At 64.2% G+C, this 18,398-nt stretch carries 14 protein-coding genes and 1 tRNA gene; 6 read left to right on the top strand and 9 right to left on the bottom strand.

What is annotated here, in order from left to right; genetic code table 11:
* Positions 1-52 precede the first annotated feature (52 nt).
* Positions 53-946 (bottom strand): GntR family transcriptional regulator, encoded by an 894-nt coding sequence (locus ACODTA_RS04890; protein ID WP_489064671.1) that lies wholly within the window; start codon positions 944-946, stop codon positions 53-55.
* A 123-nt stretch (positions 947-1,069) separates the two neighbouring features.
* Here ACODTA_RS04890 and ACODTA_RS04885 point away from each other — a divergent pair, with 123 nt between their 5' ends.
* From ACODTA_RS04885 to ACODTA_RS04875, 3 genes are read left to right on the top strand one after another with little or no spacing between them, the layout of a single operon-like run.
* Positions 1,070-2,125 carry an isocitrate/isopropylmalate dehydrogenase family protein gene (locus ACODTA_RS04885; protein WP_489064670.1) on the top strand — a complete coding sequence of 352 codons (1,056 nt, stop codon included), beginning with the start codon at positions 1,070-1,072 and terminating at the stop codon, positions 2,123-2,125.
* Between the two features lie 2 nt (positions 2,126-2,127).
* Positions 2,128-3,456 carry an NAD-dependent succinate-semialdehyde dehydrogenase gene (locus ACODTA_RS04880; RefSeq protein WP_489064669.1) on the top strand — a complete coding sequence of 443 codons (1,329 nt, stop codon included), beginning with the start codon at positions 2,128-2,130 and terminating at the stop codon, positions 3,454-3,456.
* The gene (locus tag ACODTA_RS04875) at positions 3,453-3,860 is read left to right on the top strand and encodes a cupin domain-containing protein (RefSeq protein WP_489064668.1); all 408 of its coding nucleotides are present in this window, start codon (positions 3,453-3,455) and stop codon (positions 3,858-3,860) included. Before ACODTA_RS04880 ends, ACODTA_RS04875 begins: the two co-directional genes overlap by 4 nt.
* A gap of 40 nt (positions 3,861-3,900) precedes the next feature.
* Here the strand turns inward: ACODTA_RS04875 and ACODTA_RS04870 are convergent, their stop codons facing one another.
* The 4 genes from ACODTA_RS04870 to acnA form a co-directional block, all read right to left on the bottom strand.
* Positions 3,901-5,958 carry a PepSY domain-containing protein gene (locus ACODTA_RS04870; RefSeq protein WP_489064667.1) on the bottom strand — a complete coding sequence of 686 codons (2,058 nt, stop codon included), beginning with the start codon at positions 5,956-5,958 and terminating at the stop codon, positions 3,901-3,903.
* 4 nt (positions 5,959-5,962) lie between these two features.
* The gene (locus ACODTA_RS04865) at positions 5,963-6,757 is read right to left on the bottom strand and encodes a hypothetical protein (protein WP_489064666.1); all 795 of its coding nucleotides are present in this window, start codon (positions 6,755-6,757) and stop codon (positions 5,963-5,965) included.
* A 15-nt stretch (positions 6,758-6,772) separates the two neighbouring features.
* Positions 6,773-8,344 carry a serine hydrolase domain-containing protein gene (locus tag ACODTA_RS04860; RefSeq protein ID WP_489064665.1) on the bottom strand — a complete coding sequence of 524 codons (1,572 nt, stop codon included), beginning with the start codon at positions 8,342-8,344 and terminating at the stop codon, positions 6,773-6,775.
* A gap of 77 nt (positions 8,345-8,421) precedes the next feature.
* Positions 8,422-10,971, bottom strand: coding sequence for an aconitate hydratase AcnA (acnA, locus tag ACODTA_RS04855; protein WP_489064664.1), 2,550 nt, complete (start codon positions 10,969-10,971; stop codon positions 8,422-8,424).
* 125 nt (positions 10,972-11,096) lie between these two features.
* Between acnA and ACODTA_RS04850 the strand changes: the two genes are divergently transcribed.
* Both ACODTA_RS04850 and ACODTA_RS04845 read left to right on the top strand, forming a co-directional pair.
* Positions 11,097-11,792: a helix-turn-helix domain-containing protein gene (locus ACODTA_RS04850; RefSeq protein ID WP_489064663.1), complete on the top strand. Its 696-nt coding sequence runs from the start codon at positions 11,097-11,099 to the stop codon at positions 11,790-11,792.
* A gap of 22 nt (positions 11,793-11,814) precedes the next feature.
* A complete protein-coding gene (locus ACODTA_RS04845; RefSeq protein WP_489064662.1) occupies positions 11,815-12,981 on the top strand; it encodes a hypothetical protein in 1,167 nt (388 codons plus the stop codon).
* Positions 12,982-12,987: 6 nt separating this feature from the next.
* On the opposite strand, the gene ACODTA_RS04840 is transcribed toward ACODTA_RS04845, so the two are convergent.
* A complete protein-coding gene (locus tag ACODTA_RS04840; protein WP_489064661.1) occupies positions 12,988-13,587 on the bottom strand; it encodes an aspartyl/asparaginyl beta-hydroxylase domain-containing protein in 600 nt (199 codons plus the stop codon).
* A 92-nt stretch (positions 13,588-13,679) separates the two neighbouring features.
* On the opposite strand from ACODTA_RS04840, the gene ACODTA_RS04835 reads away from it, so the two are divergent.
* Positions 13,680-14,903, top strand: a complete 1,224-nt coding sequence (locus ACODTA_RS04835; protein ID WP_489064660.1) for a sulfotransferase — start codon at positions 13,680-13,682, stop codon at positions 14,901-14,903.
* 93 nt (positions 14,904-14,996) lie between these two features.
* On the opposite strand, the gene ACODTA_RS04830 is transcribed toward ACODTA_RS04835, so the two are convergent.
* The 3 genes from ACODTA_RS04830 to mrdA all read right to left on the bottom strand — a co-directional run bounded on the left by ACODTA_RS04830 (position 14,997) and on the right by mrdA (position 18,339).
* Positions 14,997-15,072, bottom strand: a tRNA-Lys gene (locus ACODTA_RS04830).
* 169 nt (positions 15,073-15,241) lie between these two features.
* Positions 15,242-16,357, bottom strand: coding sequence for a rod shape-determining protein RodA (gene rodA / locus ACODTA_RS04825; protein ID WP_489064659.1), 1,116 nt, complete (start codon positions 16,355-16,357; stop codon positions 15,242-15,244).
* Positions 16,354-18,339, bottom strand: a complete 1,986-nt coding sequence (gene mrdA, locus ACODTA_RS04820; protein ID WP_489065390.1) for a penicillin-binding protein 2 — start codon at positions 18,337-18,339, stop codon at positions 16,354-16,356. Before mrdA ends, rodA begins: the two co-directional genes overlap by 4 nt.
* Positions 18,340-18,398: the final 59 nt, after the last annotated feature.

Below are 18,398 nucleotides of genomic sequence, written 5' to 3'. Positions count from 1 at the left end.
TCTTTGAGGCTTAGGGCGGCTCGCCTGTCATCAGCCTGTCAAGAAAGATAGGTCAGCTATCATCGGCTGGCGGCAGCGATTTCTTCGCGAGCCATGCGCCAGCGATATGATCATGCGCGAAGCGTGCGGCGGCTTCGTTATCGCCGCGCTCGATCATATCGAGCAATGCCAGATGGTCGCGGCATTGCTGCCCGACACGACCGCGATCGACGATCGCGCGATATTCGATCAGCCGGCGCATGCGGGTCACCCGCCGAATCGCATCGAGGAAGAAGCTGTTGCCCGACCAGGCGACGATCAGTTCGTGGAAATGCGAATTGATCTGGAACAGGCGGTCGCGGGGCAAAGTCATCATCTGCCCGTCGAGCAGATCGTATTGCTGCTGGCGCGCGGCCTGCAGGGCGTCGGGATCGGGCAGGTATCCGGGCTGGCGCAAGGCTTCGGCTTCGATCGATGCGCGGAAGCGATAGATTGCCTCGTAATCGCCGGTGCTGGAGATGATAGGCTGAAATTCCCAGCCATGGCCGGGGAGGCGCGCGACCCAGCCTTCTTCGGCGATCTGGCCCAATAGTACCTGCAACCTGATCCGCGTCGCGCCGTAAAGCCGGATCAGTTCGTTCTCACTCACCCGCGCCGGTAGCCGGCCGGAGAGCCAGTCCTCCGCGATGGAGAAATAGAGCTGGTCTTCCTGTGCTTCGTCGCCGGGTTGGGCAGGGGGAGCGGAAAGCACGGCTGCGTCTTCTGCGACGAAGAAACCGCGATTGGGATGGAATGTGACGGTGCCGGCTGTGGCGAGTTGCTTGAGCGCAGCGGTCACTGGTGCACGTGACACCTTGAAGAGGTCCGCCAGTTCCTGGGCGACGAGATGATGCCCCCCCGCAAGGCCGGTCTCGCGGATATGCCCGGTGATCTGGCGCGCGATCCGCGTGGATAGGCTTTCCTTCATTCGGTGTCCTGCGCGGTTATCATGGATACGCCATGGCATATCCGGGGCGATCTTCCAAAATTGCTCACTTGTAATGCAAAATGCAATATGTCAGTGAGCCCGTGATCACGAAGGGATAGTCTCATGCAACTGCTCATTCTGCCGGGCGATGGAATCGGTCCCGAAATCTCGCAAGCGACGTTGATGGTGCTCCGTACGATCAATGCGTCGCTCGGCCTCGGGCTGGAGTTTGAGGTGCGCGATATCGGCCTGAGCAGTCTCGCGGACCAGGGGACGACGCTGCCCAAGGCGGTGCTGGAGCGCATTCGCGAGGTGGCGGGCGTCATCTTGGGGCCGGTTTCGCATTATGATTATCCCGCGCGTGCGGAAGGCGGAATCAATCCGTCGGCGGAATTGCGTACCGTGTTCGAACTGTACGCGAACATCCGGCCGTGCCGTTCGCGGCCCGATCTTTCGATCCTGCGCAAGCCGATGGATCTGGTGATCGTCCGCGAAAATACCGAAGGCTTCTATGCCGACCGTAACATGTATGCCGGGCCGGGTGAATTCATGCCCGATGCCGATACGGCCCTGGCGATCCGCAAGATCACGGCGCGCGGCTCGAACCGCGTCGCGCGCGCCGCCTTTGCATTGGCGCGAGAGCGGCGGCGGTCGGTGCATGCAGTGCACAAGGCCAATGTGCTCAAGCTCACCGACGGCCTGTTCCTGCGCGAGGTGCGCAAGGTGGCGGAAGAATTTCCCGATGTGACGCTGAACGAGACGATCGTCGACGCCGCCGCGGCGCTGCTGATCCGCACGCCGGATATGTTCGACGTGATCGTCACCACCAACATGTTCGGCGACATATTGTCCGACGAGGCCTCCGAACTGACCGGCAGCCTCGGGCTGGGCGGATCGATCAATGCGGGCGATGATGTCTGCGTCGCGCAGGCGCAGCACGGATCTGCGCCGGACATTGCGGGAGAGGGGATCGCGAATCCAACATCGCTGATCCTGTCAGCGGTGATGCTGCTTGACTGGCTGGCGCGCCGCCACGAACGGGCCGATCTGGCCGATGCGGCACGTCGGATCGAGACGGCGGTCGAAGCTGCGCTGGCCGATCCGGCAAGCCGGACGCGCGATATCGGCGGCACGCTCGGTACGCGGGATTTCACCCATGCGGTTTGCGCGGTGCTCTGACGATGTTCGTTTCGATCGATCCCGCGACGGGCATGGAACTGGCCCGTTTTTCCCGGCACGAGTCCCTCGATGTGGAACGGGCGCTCGATCGTGCCGCCTCGGCGCAGGCGGATTGGCGCTTCGTCGCGATTGCCGAACGGGTCAAGTTGCTGGAAGCGATGGCGGCGGTGCTGCGCGCGCGCAAGCCGGCACTGGCACGGTTGATCACGCTCGAAATGGGAAAGCCGGCTGCCGAGGCGGAAGCCGAGGTCGAGAAATGCGCGATCAATTGCGATTTCTACGCGCGTTCGGCGCCGGTGATGCTCGCCGACCAGTCGGTGACTGACATGGGCCGGGTGGTGTTCGAGCCGCTCGGCACGATCCTGGCGATCATGCCCTGGAACTACCCATTTTGGCAGGTCTTTCGTTTCCTGGCGCCGGCGCTTGCCTCTGGCAATGCCGCGATCCTGAAGCATGCCGCCAATGTGCCGCAATGCGCGCTCGCCATCGCCGATGTGATGGCGGACGCGGGCTGCCCTGAAGGCCTATTCCATGCGCTGCTGATCGATCCGGCTCAGGTGGAGACGTTGATAGCGGACGATCGCATCGCGGCGGTCACGCTGACCGGATCGACCCAGGTGGGCGCGATTGTCGCCGCGCAGGCGGGGCGCTCTATCAAGAAGCTGGTGCTCGAACTCGGCGGATCCGATCCCTTCCTCGTGCTTGCCGATGCCGATCTCGAACGCGCCGCGCAGGCGGCGGTCAGGGCGCGTTTCATCAATGCCGGGCAGAGCTGTGTCAACGCCAAGCGTTTCATCCTGGTCGACGCGATCGCCGACGCATTCGTCGAGCGCTTCGTCGTGGCGTGCCGCGAGATCGAGATCGGGCCGATGGCGCGCGCAAATCTGCGTGACGCGTTGCACGATCAGGTCGAGCGGACGATCGCGGCGGGGGGCATGCTGCGGCTGGGCGGTATTCCCGATCCCGGCCCCGGCTTTCATTATCCGCCAACGGTGATCGATCATGTGACCCCGGACATGGCGGCCGGTCGCGAGGAGACCTTCGGTCCGCTCGCGGCGATCATGCGCGTGCCTGATGAGGATGCGGCGATCCGGCTGGCGAACGCCACGGAATTCGGTCTGGGCGCTTCGTTGTGGACTCGCGATGCAGAGCGGGCGGAGGCGCTGGTGCGTCGGATCGATGCAGGCGCGGTGTTCGTCAATGCGATCGTCGCCTCCGATCCGCGACTGCCTTTCGGTGGCATCCGCAAGTCCGGCTATGGCCGGGAGCTGGGCGAGGCGGGCCTGCGCGAATTCACCAACATGAAAACCGTGTGGAGCGAACTACCATGATCGCATTGCCTGCCATTCTCCATCCCGCCGCGTTGCCGGTGAAGGATCGCGGCGGCGGCATCCGCACCACCCCGTTGGTGACCGCCGGCGTGGGATCGACGCAGATGCTCAACGGCATCACCATGCTCGATCCGGGCGTGGCGGTGCCGCTGCACGTCCACAATTGCGAGGAAAGCGTGCTGTTGCTGTCGGGCGACGCGGTGGCGACGATCGACGGGATCGAGCACCGGCTGTCGCCTGGCGATACGAGCTGGATCCCGGCGGGGGTGCCGCATTTCTTCCGCAACGTCTCCGCATCGGACCCTATGTCGATCTTCTGGACCTATGCCTCCATCGACGCGACGCGCACCATCGTGGCGACTGGCGTCACCACCCGGATCGATGAGGAGCACCGGCCGGGCTGAGCCACGAATTTCATTATCGCGAGCGCGGAATGATGGGAGCTTAGAGATCCAGCACCAGCTTCGCCGTGCGTGCACGCGAGCAGCATGGCGTGAAGACTTTGCCACTTTCGCGTTCCGCCTGCGTCAGGAAACGATCATGATGTTCTGGCTCGCCCGACAGTATCGGGGTCGCGCAGCTACCGCACAGGCCCTGGTTGCATGAGGTAACGATCCGGACGCCGTTTTCCGCGAGCACATCGACGGCGGTGCGATCGGGCGGCACGTGCAATGTCCGTCCGCTGCGCGCCAGTTCGATATCGAAGGGGCGGGCATCGGGGTCGGGGGCGTGGGTCGCGTCGAACAGCTCGACATGCAGCCGATCCTCCGCCCAGCCGAGCATGCGGGCATTCGCCATCACATCGTCGATCAGCCGCGCCGGGCCGCAGACATAGAGCTGCGCATCCGGACCCGCGGCGTCCAGTGCCGCGCGACTGTCAAAGCGCGGTTGCCCGGCGAAATGGGCGCGCAGCCGGTCGGCCCAGGGCGCCTGTTCGATCTGCTTCAGTAAGGCGGCGTGCGTCCGGCTGCGCGCGGCGTAGTGAAGCGTGAAGCGCCGGCCTGTCGCATGCAGGTGCGCGGCCATGGCAAGCAAGGGCGTGATCCCGATACCGCCCGCGACGAGCAGCGTTTCCGCCATGTCCCCGACCAGCGGGAAGCTGTTGCGCGGCATGCCGACGCTGAGCGTCGTTCCTTGTTCCAGCGCATGGATTGCGGCGGAACCGCCGCGCGATGCCGGTTCGCGCAGCACGGCAATGCAATAGCGCGTCCGGTCCGCCGGGTCGTTCCAAAGGCTGTATTGGCGCATCAGCCCTTCGCCGAGCATGACATCGATATGCGCGCCGGCGGTGAAGGACGGAAGCGGCCCGCCATCGACAGCGTGCAATTCGATCGCGCGTACCATGTCGGTTTCGTCCCAGACCCGGGCAATGCGGACCTGGATGGTCTCGCGCAACGGCAGGGCGGGGAGGGTGGCCGCCTGAAGCCGCCGCCGCGCCACCCACATCCAGAAGCCGGTCAGCCCGAAACCGGCCAGCGCCAGCGCTTCGAACAGGAACAGCCAGCGCCCCGGCGTGCCGAGGAATTCGCCGCTATGGATGGGCAGCATCCAGTCGATAAAGCCGTTGCCCGCCGGATTGGCGGCGGCTTCATAGGTGCCGAGCGGCTTCGCGGTGTAGCCGTCGAGCCAGATCTGGTTGCTGGCACGCGGGCGCGGATAGTCGTCCGCCTCCAGGAAGACGTTGACGACGCGACCGGTTCCGCCCGGAAAGCGGACATTGCGCACCTTCGCACCGTCATAATGGCCAATCGCGGCCGCGACGACGCGATCGAGCGGCAGCAGCGCAGCGTCGCTGCGTTCCTTCACCTTGACCGACGGCTTGGAAATGGTGGGCACCACCAGGTTGATCACCGGCTGGAGCGGGGCTTTCCAGACCATCACGATCCCGGTGAAGGCGGAGACCGCGAGCAGCAGCGCAAAGATGATACCGACGACGCGGTGCAGGTCGCGTGCGCCGCGATAGCCGCCGCCCCTGAAAGTGACAGAGAAGCCCTGACGGATGCGGCCACGGCCGGGCCACCACAAGAAGGGCCCTGTCAGCGCCATGAACAGCAGCGCGATCCCGCCGATGCCGACCAACATCGCGCCGGTATCGCCGGCGAGCAGTTCGTGATGCAGTTCGAACAGCCATTCGATCGGCCAGTCGCCCAACTCGCCGTCGCGCGTGATGACTCCACGATAGGGATCGACCGCGACCATCCGGCGATGCGAACCGTCCTTGGGCTCGATCCGGAACAGGAATGCTTCGTCCGCCGTCGTCGGATATTCGATCCGCGCCACCGGCGCATCGCTGTGCGCTTCGCGCACCATGTCGAGCATCTGCTGGACCGGCATCGCCGGGCCGCCGGGCACAACGGTCAGCGCGTCGGCGTGGATCGTCCGGTTCAACTCCTCGCGGAAGACGATCGCGACGCCGGTGAGCGCCTGGACGATCAGCAGCAGGCCGAATGCCAGGCCGATCCAGCGATGGATGGAAAGCAGGGCGGGGCGGATATCGGTCATCGGATCAGCGACCGGCGAGATCGTCCGCGATCACATTTTCCGTTTCGCTACGGATCTGCGTCTTGATCGCGTTGAGCGCGGCCCAGGCCGGTTCCTTGCGCAGTGGCTCGCGCACCTTGGCGATGGTGGGCTCACGGCGGCCGAAGGAATCGAGGTCCTTATATTCATAGATGAACAGCGCATCCCAGCGATCGCCCACGGGATAGCGGTTCATGAAGATGCGGTAGCGCGATAATATGCCTTCGCGCATCCAGCCCTTTACCTGTGGGATCACATAGCCGTCGACATATTTGCGATACTCGTCGGCGGCGCGATATTCATAGGGAATGACATAGAAGACGCGGCTGCCGCCGGGGGCGGAGGCCGTGCCTTCTTCCCAGTCGAGATCGGCCGACGCGGTCAGCAGCGGCTGGGCGAGCGCCAGGCCCTGTGCGTCGAGGCCGCCGGGATTGGAACGCTCCAGCGTCTTCCAGCGCGCGACATCGGCATAGGAATTGAAGCGGATCACCGCCATCGCATCCCAGGTCGAGGCGTCAGTGTACCAGTTGAACAGCAATTCGTAGCTCTTGATCGCGCCTTCGCGCTTGAGCGCTTCGAAGCGCGCGGCACCCGCCCCTTTGAGGTAATCGCGAAAGGCGGGGCGGTTCGCCGGCGTGCTGCGATAGGTGATGAGCAGGCTGGTCGGGCCGGTATCCTCGCTGGCGCGCGCCGGCATGGCCGCGATCAGCAGGGCGAGCAGGGCAAGGGCGAACAGCCACGGGCGCGTGGTGCCCGGTCGGCTGGAGCGGACAATCGTCATGATGATCCCCGAAAATCAGGCGCGCGTGACGCGCACGGTGGGCAGGAAGAGATCTGCGGAATTGATGTTGACCTTGCGATCGAAGGTCATCGCATTGCCTGCAAAACGGCAGGTGACGGTGTCTCGAAACGCGGTTTCGGCGAATTGCCAGGTCATTTCGAACGTGTCGGGCGCAGTCCATTGCCCGCCTGCCACGACGACCATCGAATCCGGCTGATATTGGTGATGCAACTTGTTGCCGGTCATGCTTGTCCGCCCCTCGACCCAGCGCCCGAGGCCGACATTGACCTGATGCTCGCCGCGTGCGTCGGTCAGCTTGAAGATGCAATGATCGCCGTCGAAGCTGAGGCTCATCGCCGTGATGCCCTCGGCATTGGGCGCGGCTGTGAAGGTTTTGCCTGAAATCTCGGCCGCGATCGGCGAGGATGGGGCGCCGAGCACGGGCAGCAGCGAGAGATTGTCGGTCCGGCCCTTGAGCGCGGCATAGCCATTGTCGTTGTCGGCGCGATCGAGTTCGCCGAACGCGGTTGGGAAATGCTTCCAGATGAGCGGCTTCAGCTTTTTGCTGCCGTCGATCGCGGCGGTGATCGCGAGCACTGCGTCATGCTCGGGGAAGACGATCGCCATCTGCGTGAACAGGCCAAGCGCGTAATAGGCTTTGCCGGGCCCGATCCACCATTGATAGCCGTAGCGATCGTCGGGATCGTCCTGGTTCCCGGCCTGGAGCGTGCTTGCGGCCTCCACCCATTCGGGCGAAAGGATCTGCTGGCCGTTCCACTGCCCCTTCTGCGCGTAGAGCATCGCGAGCTTCAGCGAATCCGCCGTTTTCCAGGTCAGGCCGTTGCCGCCGGGATTGATCCCGCCGGGGCCGACGTCCCAGGTGAGGCCGGTGATGCCCAGTGGCTTGAAGAAGCGCGGTTCCATATAGTCGCGCAGCGTCTGCCCCGTCACCTTGGTGACGATCGCGGAGAGCATGAAGCTCGCGGCGCTGGTATAGACGAATTTGGTGCCCGGCTTGTAGACCACCGGCACCTTCAGGAATTCGGCGACCCAGCTTGTCTTGATCTGGCGCCAGACCGAACCCGAAATCTCCTTTTCATGGCCGGTCTGCATGGTCAGCAGGTCGCGTACGCGCATCGCGGCCAGATTGTCGCTCACCTGTGGCGGCAATTCGTCCGGGAAGAACGAGATCACCTTGTCGTCGAGCTTGAAGCGCCCTTCCTTGAGCGCGAGGGCCACGCCTGAGACCGCGACGCTCTTGGTCAGCGAATGCATCATATGCGGCCGATCAGCGCGATAGGGTGACCACCATCCTTCGGCGATCACATTGCCGTGGCGGGCGAGCATGAAACTGTGCAGTTCGAGCCCGGCCGCCTTCACATCATCCAGAAAGCCGATGATCGCCTGCGGATCGACACCTTCGATCTCCGGCCGGACGCGCGGCAGTCCGTCGATCGCCGAAACCATGCTCGCTTGCCGAGACCGGCAGCCACCAAGGCCTGGCAGGATGAGCATCGTCGCGCCGCCGCCGAGCAGCAGCCCGCTAAAGCCGCGGCGAGAGAATGTCTGGGATTGCGAACTTCTCATTCCAGCAATGCCTCCCCCGGCCGCGATCCGATCCGGCCTTTCGCGAATGGTTAGGAGGGCTTGCTGTCGCCAAGCTGTCACATCACGATTTCAGCCGTCGCGCCCTCAAGGATTTTCGGAATGATGCCACCGCTCCGCAGAACCGCAACCTCCAGTGCGGTCTCGACTTCCGCCATGACCGTGAAGCTTTCGTCAGTGCCGTTCCGGCGGTGAAGCGTGACGGCGATCACCGCGCGCGGCGCCATCGATGTCGCATCGAGCTCGATCGTGTCGCCCGGGGCAAGCTGAAGCATGGTAGGATGCCGGTCAGCAGGCAGGCGAAGCGGCACGATCCCCATATTGATCAGATTCGAGCGATGGATGCGTTCGAAGCTGGATGCGAGCACCGCGCGGACGCCGAGCAGCGCTGCGCCCTTGGCAGCCCAATCGCGCGACGAGCCCATGCCATAGCGTTCACCGGCGACGATCACGACACTGGCACCGTCCCGCCGGTAACGCTCGGCGGCGTCGCTGAGTGGCAGTGTCTCGGCGCTGGGGGCGTGGACCGTCGCGCCGGGTGGGATCGCGTCGCCCAGCAGGTTGCGCACCGTCCGGTTGGTGAAAAGGCCTCTGAGCATCACTTCCCAATTGCCCCTGCGTGAGGAGAAGACGTTCAGATCCGCCGGATCTTCGCCATGCGCGACCAGCCAATGCGCGGCGGCGCTGCCGGTGGGGATGGCGCCTGCCGGAGAGATATGATCGGTGGTGATGTCGTCGCCCAGCACGATCAGCGGATGCGCGAGATAGCGTTCCAGGTTACGCCGCCCCTCGGCCGTGGCGAAGGGTGGACGCCGCAGATAGGTCGATGTCGGATCCCAGGGATAGAGTGCGCTTTCCGGCGCGTCGATCGCGGCCCATGCCGGATTGCGTGCTGCGGCGGCATAGGCCGTATCATAGTCCGCGACATCGGCCGCATCGCGCAGGGCGTGCGCGATCTCCGCCTCCGACGGCCAGAGATCGGCGAGATGCACGGCCCTGCCGCCACGATCGACGCCGATCGGATCGGTCATGATGTCCCGCTTCACGTCACCGGCGATCGCAAAGGCGATGACGAGCGGCGGAGATGCCAGGAATCCGCGCTCGATCGCGGGATGGATCCGGCCCGGGAAATTGCGGTTGCCTGAGATCACGGCTACGGGGTGCGCCTCCCGGTCGATCGCGGCCTGGGCCGGCGGAGTGAGCGCACCCGAATTACCGATACAGACCGCGCAGCCATAGCCGGCGATCGCGAACCCGAGGGCTTCGAGATCGCCGAGTAGGCCGGCGCGTTCCAGATAGCGCCCGGCGGCGGGCGAACCCGGCGCCAGCACGGTCTTGACCCAGTGCGGCACTGTGAGCCCAAGGGCGCGGGCCTTGCGCGCGAGCAGCCCCGCCGCGATCAACAGCGCGGGATCGGAAGTATTGGTACAACTCGTGATCGCGGCGATCGCGACGGCGCCGTCCGGCAACTCGCGGGCCGCGCTTGCGTTGTCGGGCAGCGAACCCGGCACTTCGGCCGGCATCACCAGATCCTGCGGACGGTGGGGCCCGGCCAGGCCTGTGGCGACTTCGGCAAGATCGATTTCGATGGTCTCGTCATAGATTGGCCGGGCCTGCGGATCGAACCAGAGCGCGTTGGCTTGCGCATAGTCCCGCACCATCGCGACATGGGCAGGGGATCGGCCGGTCGCGGCCAGATAGTCGAGCGTCGCCTGGTCGATTGGGAAATAGCCGGTGGCGCCGCCGAATTCCGGCGCCATGTTGGCGACCACGGCGCGTGTTCCCGCCGAGAGCGTGGCAACGCCGGAGCCGAAGAATTCGACGAAGCGATTGTCCAGCCGGCGGCCACGCAGCACATGGGTGACGTGCAGCGCCAGATCGGTCGCCAGTACGCCGGTGCGCAGATGCCCGGACAGGCAGACGCCGACGACGCGCGGCACGCGCATCATCACCGGCATGCCCATCATCACGGCTTCGGCCTCCAGCCCGCCGACGCCCCAGCCGAGCACGCCGATGCCGTTCACCATCGGCGTATGGCTGTCGGTGCCGATCAGCGTGTCCGGAATGCGCTCGGCATAACCGTCTCGATCGATCTCGCTCACGACCGTGGCCAGCCGCTCGAGGTTGATCGTATGCATGATGCCCGTGCCTGGCGGGTGCACGGTGACGTTGCCCAGCGCGCGCGTCGCCCATTTCATGAAACGATAGCGTTCCTCGTTGCGCGCCATTTCCTGCGCCAGATTACGGGCCAGCGCATCGGGCACGCCGAACTGATCCATCGCGATCGAATGATCGGTCGAGACGTCGACGGGAAGCACCGGGCTCAGCCGGCGTGGGTCGCCGCCGCGCTCCGCCAGCGCGCTGCGCGCCGCCGCGATGTCGACAAGCGCCGGACCGCACGTGGTGTCGTGCATCATGATGCGACGGGGGTAGAAGGCGATTTCGGCATCGCTGCCGCCGTTCGCGATCCAGTCCGGCAGGATCGACTCAGCCGCTGCCGGATCGGTGCGGACGATGTTTTCGACGAGGATACGGTGGATCCAGGGCAGGTGAGGCAATCGTTTGCTGATGGCGTCGAAACGCCAATGTGTCGAATGTGCGCTTTGCATGGTGGCCCAATGGTATTTTGTATTATGGAATTTCATAATGCAATAATGCGAAGTTGGCTAGGCTGGCCACCATGTTTTGCCGTAAGAGGATTGGGATGACGGGTCGCCGCAATCCCTATTGTCCTGTGAAATCGCAAAGACCGGACGGAATACCGTGCCACCTGACCCGTCATGAGCGCGGTGCGTTGCCGCGCCATCGTCATGCCACGGGCTATGTCTCCATCGTCGTGGCGGGCGGATATATCGAAGCGGGGGATGGCGGGCGCTGGCGGGCAGGGCCGGGCACCGTCATCGTCCATGGTGCGCATGAGGCGCATCGCGATGCGTTCGACGCCCCCGAAACCGTCGTTCTGAACCTCCCAATGCCGCGCATGCTATTTGGCCAGCGCGCCGGGTTGATCGACGATGTCGATACCATCGTGAAGCTGTCGGCGCGCGATCCGGTCGCGGCGCTCGCCTTCGTGACGGCGCAGATCAGGCCCGGCGCGCATCGTCTCGCGGACTGGCCGGATCTTCTGGCCGATGCGATCGACGACGATTCAGGGCTTTCGATCAGGCTTTGGGCCGACATGATGGGACTTTCCCCCGCGTCGGTCAGCCGCGGTTTTTCCCGTGCCTTCGGCGTCAGCCCCAAACGCTTTCGGCTGGAGGCGCGGACCCGCCATGCGATGCGTGTGATCGCCGAGACGCTGGGGCCGCTGGCACAGATCGCGGTGGAGAGCGGTTTTGCCGATCAGGCGCATATGACGCGCGCACTTCGCGGTATCGCGGGAACCACGCCGGCGGAACTCAGGGCAAAGTCCGTTCAATCGGCTGCCTGACGGCCGGGCTAATGGTGTCGGCATGAACCGACGCCATTTCATCGCCAGCGCCATGACGCTGCTCGCTCTGCCCGCGATTCCCGCATTCGCGGTATCGCCAACCCCGAAGCGCACGCGCTGGAACGTGATCGAATCCGAAGGATATGATGCGATCGCCTTTCTCGGAGCGTTGTCTGGAGAAGAGCTTTACCTGCAATTCTACGCGGACGATGTCGGCGCTTTCGCGCCGGGCCTTCCGGCGGATATCCGGGCTGACATTCCGCGCCTGGCCGATGAGGCCCAGAAGCAGTCCTTCGGGCTGCTCTGGCCGACGCTCGCTAATATCCTCAGCGGTGCTGGCATCACCTCGCTCCAGTCGGTGATCGACGCCCTGTCCGACCTTGATGGCCGCGTTGCGCCGGCGTTCCGCAGGAATCCAAACCTGGAGGTGGAGGCTTTCACTTGGCTCAAGGGGCATGGGGCGAGGTTGATCGCTGTTTTCCAGGCGATGCAGCGCGCGGATTTCGCGGCCTTCCGGCGCAAGAAACTCGGCGTCGCGTTTGCCGGGCGGATCGCGGAAGTGTCCTCCGCGCTGGCCGGCTACGACGTCGTCAAATGGCAGGAGAAGCTGACCGGACGCAGCTTCGATCCGACGATCAATGTCGTGCTTCTTGCTTTTTCCAAGCCGCATGGCGCGAAGATGCTCGACCAGACATTCCTCCAGGCCGCCGATTACGACACCGCGACGACGGTGAGGATCGCGGCACATGAAATGTTGCATCCGCCGTTTCCGATGGACGGCGACGCGGCGAAGGCGGTGCTGGCCGTGCTTGCGAAGGATCCGCTGATCCCGCGTATCGTTCGCGAACATGATCCGAAATGGGGATATACGACGCTGGACGGCATGCTGAACGAGGATGTCTGCGAGGCGGTCGACCAGTTGATCAGCGAAGCGCTTGGCGTCGCGCGCAATCCGGCGGACCGCTGGCGCAAGGCCGACGACGGCATCCATGTCCTTGCCGGCGGACTGTACGGGTTGTTGCGCGAGGATCGCTGGGTCGAGACCGGCGGCAACCTGGAGCAATGGATCGCAAGCGCTGCGCGCTCCGGCCGGCTAGCGCCCGCCGTGCTGCATGCCGCGGCGTCGCGCGTGCTCGAACGTCCAGTCGATCGGCTGTGGCCATTGCCGCCCGATCGGGTGGAGCGCTGACGCGGTTCAGGCGCTGCCGCGCAGCATCCGTTCCAGCCAGTCGCTCATCCGGCAATCGATGACGAGATGAACGCGATCCTCGGTACCGCGATTGGCAACGCGGTGCGGGTCGGAGAGCCGCAGATACCAGACGGTGCCGGGCAACATTGTGACGGGCGTGCCGTTGAGCATGAATTCGACGCCGGGATTGGTGGTGATCGGTATGTGGATGCGCGCTTTCCCCCAGTCGGCGGCCAGATCATGGTCGTCATGTTCCTTGATCACCGAGCCTGGCGTCAGCCGCATCAGCCGCGCCGCGTTCAAGGGGCAGTCGAAGGAGGCCAGCACTTCCGTCAGATAGGGGGAGGCGGCGAGATTGGGACCGTCGACGAATTCGGTCGCAGTCGGATCGGAATAGATCATCCTCACCGGATGAGTTTCGCCTTTTGCGAAGCGCAGCGGCAGCACGCTCCAGTCACCCTCGTAATTCTGCGGTACATAATGCCGGGTCCACAAATCGCGCTCCAGTCGTTCAAGATCCTGGCGCAGCCGAACCGGATCGAATGACAGGGGCAGACGCAAACGATCAGCATAGCTGTGATCGGATTGTTGCGACATGATGAGCATGATAGTCGAATATCCCTGACCGGGATCGACGCCCCGATATTCGGCCAGACTATCGGCTGGCGGGGCGCTTGGAAAGACGGCGCTCACCATCCATGTCAACCAGTATTGAATCCCTCGACGTCGCTGCTGCGCTTGATCATTTTCGTGATTTTGCGATGAATGATGCCGAACTGCTACGACGCCTGGCACCGATCTGCGAAGATGGCCCCTTTGCTGACGTCGTCGCTGAGGTTGCCATGGGGCAGGGCATTCCACTTTCGGCTGCCGATGTTCGTAGCGCGCTGTTTTCCGGGCCCATCGATCTGGCACGGTTCGATGCGACACCGCCGCGCTGGAGTGGCTGGCCCGATCCGCAATGGTTGCCGTCGGCGGTGATCGCGGGCGGTGCCGAACTCGTCGTGGAATGGGTGCATTTTGCCGGCCGGCGCCTGACCGAATCCTTCTTCATGGATTCGCTGCAGCGCGCTCGCCCGCGGCCGATCAACCGGTTGATGCGTTATCGGACATTGTTGTCGAGCTTTGCCCAAGGCATGCCGTCGGAAGGGTTGCCGGTTCCAAACGGTTTCATATTCCATCAGTCTCGCTGCGGCTCGACGCTGGTCGCGCAGATGCTGGCGGCGATGGACGACACGATCGTCGCTTCGGAGCCGCCGCCGCTCGATGACCTGATCCAATGGGCTCGTTTACGCGCAGATGTGCCGATCGAGCTTCGCGCTGAGGTGTTGCGGGCGATGGCCGGCGCGCTTGGTCGGGATCGGATCGGTGGCTCGCGGCACTATGTCGTCAAGCTCGACTGCTGGCACACGCTGCAACTGCCGCTGCTGCGACACGCCTTTCCTGACACGCCATGGATTTTTCTCTACCGGGATCCGGTCGAGATCCTGGTGTCGCATATGCGCATGCGGGGCGTGCAGACTGTCGCCGGAGCGTTCATCGACGATTTCGGGATCGCCGATGGCCAGGCTATGCCCGTCGAGGACTATGCGGCGCGCGTGCTGGCGAAGATCGCGGAAGCGGCGATCGAGCACCAAGCGCTCGGCGGTGGAATGCTGATCAATTACGACGCTTTGCCGGGGGCGGTGGAAGCGCAGATACTCTCTCATTTTGGGATCGATCCGGACGGCGACGCACGCGCGTCGTTGCGGGCGGCCGGCGGGAGGGATGCCAAGGCGCCGGTTCAGGCGTTCAGCAGCGACATCGAAAGCAAACACAAAGCGGCGACGCCGGAGGTCCGCGCCGCGGCGGAGGCGTATCTTGCTGAGCCCTATCGTCGACTTGAAGAGGCGCGGCTGTCGGCGGGCGTGGCTGTGGCTTGATCGACCTGATGAGTTGCAAGCCGCGACGCGGTCCGAAACCGGAATGCGGGCGTCAGGCCGCTCCGTAGATATTTGATATCATGAGGAAAAGGATGGTGGACGCACTAGGGCTCGAACCTAGGACCCGCTGATTAAGAGTCAGCTGCTCTACCAACTGAGCTATGCGTCCGTACCGGCCTTGGTGGCAGGTGCTTGTGAGCACCGCCGGTTGGGAGGCAGCCCGTTAGCACCGGTTTTTCAGGGATGCAAATGGGAAGTTGCGACTTTTTTCGTTCTTCCTCTCAGACCCCGGAATATCGGCCTTTGCCGGGTCTTTTTTGTGCCCGGCAAATGCGGGGTCACCCGAATCGGCTCCGCGTCCGGTTGCCTCGTTCGATTCCCATCAGGATGCCGACGCAGATCATCACCGTCATCATCGCCGATCCGCCGAAGCTGAACAGGGGCAGGGGGATGCCGACGACGGGGGCGAGGCCCATCACCATCATCAGGTTGATCGCGACATAGAAGAAGATCGTCGTCGCGAGGCCCGCCGAGACGAGCCGGGCGAACTTGCCCTCGACGCGCTGCGACAGCGTCACGCCCCAGCGTACCAGGAAGATGAAGGCGGCGATCAGCAATAGCCCGCCGAGCAGGCCCCATTCTTCCGCCATGGTGGCGAAGACGAAATCGGTATGGCCTTCTGGCAGATAGTCGAGGTGGCTCTGACTACCGTTGAGGAAGCCCTTGCCGAATATTCCGCCTGAACCGATCGCGATCTTCGACTGGCTGATATGGTAGCCGGCGCCCAGCGGATCGCTTTCCGGATCGAGGAAGATCAGCACGCGATTGCGCTGATAATCGTGGAGAAGGAAGAAGAAGGCGATCGGCGCGATCACCGCCAGTGCCGCCGCACCGCCGACGAACAGACGCAAGGGCAGCCCGGCCAGGAACATGATGGTGAGCCCGCCCGCGACGATCATCAGCGCGGTGCCGAGATCGGGCTGGAGCATCACCAGGAATGCGGGCACGCCGATCGCAACCGCGGGCGGCCAGATGGCGCGCCATCGGCGGATATCGCCGACGGGCAGCAGATCGTAGAAGCGCGCCAGCGCCAGCACGATCGCCAGCTTCATCATTTCCGATGGCTGGATGCGGATGATACCGAGATCGAGCCATCGCTGGCTGCCGCCGCCGACAAAGCCGAGCAGTTCGACCAGGATCAACAGAACCAATATGCCGATATAGAGCGGGAAGGCGGCCGCTTTCCACAATCGCTCTGGAATGCGCGACAGGACGATCGCCATGCCGACAAAGACCATGAAGCGCAGCCCCTGCGAAAAGGCCCATGGTTTCAGATGACCGCCGGCCGCCGAATAAAGCACGACCAACCCGAAAATGGCGATGAAGCCGACCAGCATGAGCAACCGCCAGGGCAATTGGGCAAGCGGTGCCGGAACGAAGGAAGGGCCGCTCATTCTGCTTCCTCGATCACATTGTGCGCGGCATTGTCGGCTGGCGGTGATGCGGGCGCGGTGGGTGGCGTCGTCGCGTTTGTGGCGTTGGCTGCATTAGCTGCGGTTGCTGCCGCGGCTTCCGCCTGTGCGGCTGCTGTCGTCGGATCGGCGGCGGCGGCGCGTGCGGCGCGATAAGCCTGGGCCTCCGCCGTCATGCGCGTGCTGATGTCACCGCCCCAGCCGGCTTCCAGTCCGGTCAGCTTCTCCATCGCCTTGGCCGGATCGAAGAGATACAGCATGCAATCGCTCGCGATCGGCGCGGCCGCGCCTGATCCCGACATGCCGTGTTCGATCACCACCGCGACAGCGTAGCGCGGATTGTCGACCGGCGCGAAGCCGATGAACAGACCGTGGTCGCGGAATTTCCAAGGAATGCCGTAGCCGCTGCGTGCGCCGCCCTTGAAGTTGCGGACCTGTGCGGTGCCGGTCTTGCCGCCGAGCCTGATCCCGTCGAGCTGGAGCCGGCTGCGGCCGGCGGTACCGTTGCCGTTCACCACTTCGTCCATGCCCGATCGCACGGCTGCGACATGCTCTGGGAGAAAGGGAAGGGGGGGGGGCGCCGCCGCGTCCCCGCGCCTGGCGATCAATCGTGGTTCCAGCGCACGCCCGGATGCGACGCGCGAAGCCATTACGGCAAGCTGCAAAGGCGTGACCTGAAGATAACCCTGACCGATCGAGGTGTTGAGCGTGTCCGACTGGCTCCATTGCTGCTTATGGCGGCGCTGCTTCCATTCGGCATCGGGCACGGTGCCGTACTTCTGCGAGGGCATCGGCAGCGGGAATTCCTTGCCCAGCCCCATGATGCCCGCGACCTCGGCGATCTTCTCGATGCCGATGCGGCGGCCCATCGTATAGAAATAGGTATTGCAGCTTTTCGCGATGGCGCGGTGCAGGTTCATCGGGCCATGGCGACCGAGGCAGGCGAAACGCCGATTGCCAAGCTGGTAACCGCCATTGCAGTAGACGACTTCCTCGGGATTGACCCCGGCGCCCTGCAGCGCAAGCGCGGTGATCGGTTTGAAGGTGGAGCCCGGTGGATAAAGTCCCTGCATCGCCTTGTTCAGCAGAGGCAGGTGATCATTATCCGACAGCATCGCCCATTCACTCTGGCTGATGCCGTCGGAAAAGCTGTTGGGATCGTAGCTGGGTATCGAGGTGAGGGCGAGGATGTCGCCATTGGTGCAATCGATCACCACAGCCGAACCCGATTGGACGCCGATGCGGCGCGCGGCGAAGGCCTGGAGCCCGGCGTCGATTGTCAGCTTGATGGTCTGGCCGGCGATGTCCGACCGTGTCGCGAGTTCGCGCACCAGCTTGCCGCGCGCGGTGACCTCGGTGCGCCGGGCACCCGGCTTGCCACGCATTTCGGCATCGAGCACCTTTTCGATACCGGCCTTGCCTACCTTGAAACCGGGCGTGATCAGCAGCGTATCGCGCGTCTTCTCGTAATCGGCGGCTGATGCCGCTCCGACATAGCCGACAAGATGGCCGACCGCGGCACCGTCGGGATAGAAGCGGGAAAAGCCGCGCGCCGGCGCCGCGCCCGCCAGCTCCGGCATGCGCACGCTGATCGCGGCATATTGTTCGTAGGTGAGCCCGCCCGAAACCTGGACCGGCTGATATCCCGCCGCATCCTTCAACTCTGTCAGGATACGTTCGCGCTCGTCCTGATCGAGGCCGAGAAGATCGCCGAGCGTGCCGACGACGCGTGCTTCGTCGGTGACACGGTCGGGAATGAGATCCACGCGAAAGTCGGTGCGGTTGATCGCGATCGGCTTGCCATAGCGATCGACGATCCAGCCGCGGCGCGGCGGGATCAGCGTCAGGTTGACGCGGTTGCTTTCGGACAGCAGCGAATAGCGTTCGTTTTCGGCAATCGACAGCCAGGCCATTCGTCCTGCCAGAACCAGGCCGACGCCGGCCTGCGCCGCGCCAAGGAACATGGCGCGACGTGTGAAACTCAGCGATTGCTGCGCTTCCGACAGGATACGGGGCGGTTTTC

This window comes from Sphingomonas sp. FG14 (genome assembly GCF_057809675.1).
This window is presented reverse-complemented; position numbering and strand designations above follow the sequence as displayed.

Excerpts from the sequence above, each read along its gene's own strand:
- ACODTA_RS04890 (WP_489064671.1), bottom strand. The coding sequence starts at position 946 with ATGAAGGAAAGCCTATCCACGCGGATCGCGCGCCAGATCACCGGGCAT.
- ACODTA_RS04885 (WP_489064670.1), top strand. The coding sequence starts at position 1,070 with ATGCAACTGCTCATTCTGCCGGGCGATGGAATCGGTCCCGAAATCTCG.
- ACODTA_RS04880 (WP_489064669.1), top strand. The coding sequence starts at position 2,128 with ATGTTCGTTTCGATCGATCCCGCGACGGGCATGGAACTGGCCCGTTTT.
- ACODTA_RS04875 (WP_489064668.1), top strand. The coding sequence starts at position 3,453 with ATGATCGCATTGCCTGCCATTCTCCATCCCGCCGCGTTGCCGGTGAAG.
- ACODTA_RS04870 (WP_489064667.1), bottom strand. The coding sequence starts at position 5,958 with ATGACCGATATCCGCCCCGCCCTGCTTTCCATCCATCGCTGGATCGGC.
- ACODTA_RS04865 (WP_489064666.1), bottom strand. The coding sequence starts at position 6,757 with ATGACGATTGTCCGCTCCAGCCGACCGGGCACCACGCGCCCGTGGCTG.
- ACODTA_RS04860 (WP_489064665.1), bottom strand. The coding sequence starts at position 8,344 with ATGAGAAGTTCGCAATCCCAGACATTCTCTCGCCGCGGCTTTAGCGGG.
- acnA (WP_489064664.1), bottom strand. The coding sequence starts at position 10,971 with ATGCAAAGCGCACATTCGACACATTGGCGTTTCGACGCCATCAGCAAA.
- ACODTA_RS04845 (WP_489064662.1), top strand. The coding sequence starts at position 11,815 with ATGAACCGACGCCATTTCATCGCCAGCGCCATGACGCTGCTCGCTCTG.
- ACODTA_RS04840 (WP_489064661.1), bottom strand. The coding sequence starts at position 13,587 with ATGCTCATCATGTCGCAACAATCCGATCACAGCTATGCTGATCGTTTG.
- ACODTA_RS04835 (WP_489064660.1), top strand. The coding sequence starts at position 13,680 with ATGTCAACCAGTATTGAATCCCTCGACGTCGCTGCTGCGCTTGATCAT.
- rodA (WP_489064659.1), bottom strand. The coding sequence starts at position 16,357 with ATGAGCGGCCCTTCCTTCGTTCCGGCACCGCTTGCCCAATTGCCCTGG.
- mrdA (WP_489065390.1), bottom strand. The coding sequence starts at position 18,339 with ATGTTCCTTGGCGCGGCGCAGGCCGGCGTCGGCCTGGTTCTGGCAGGA.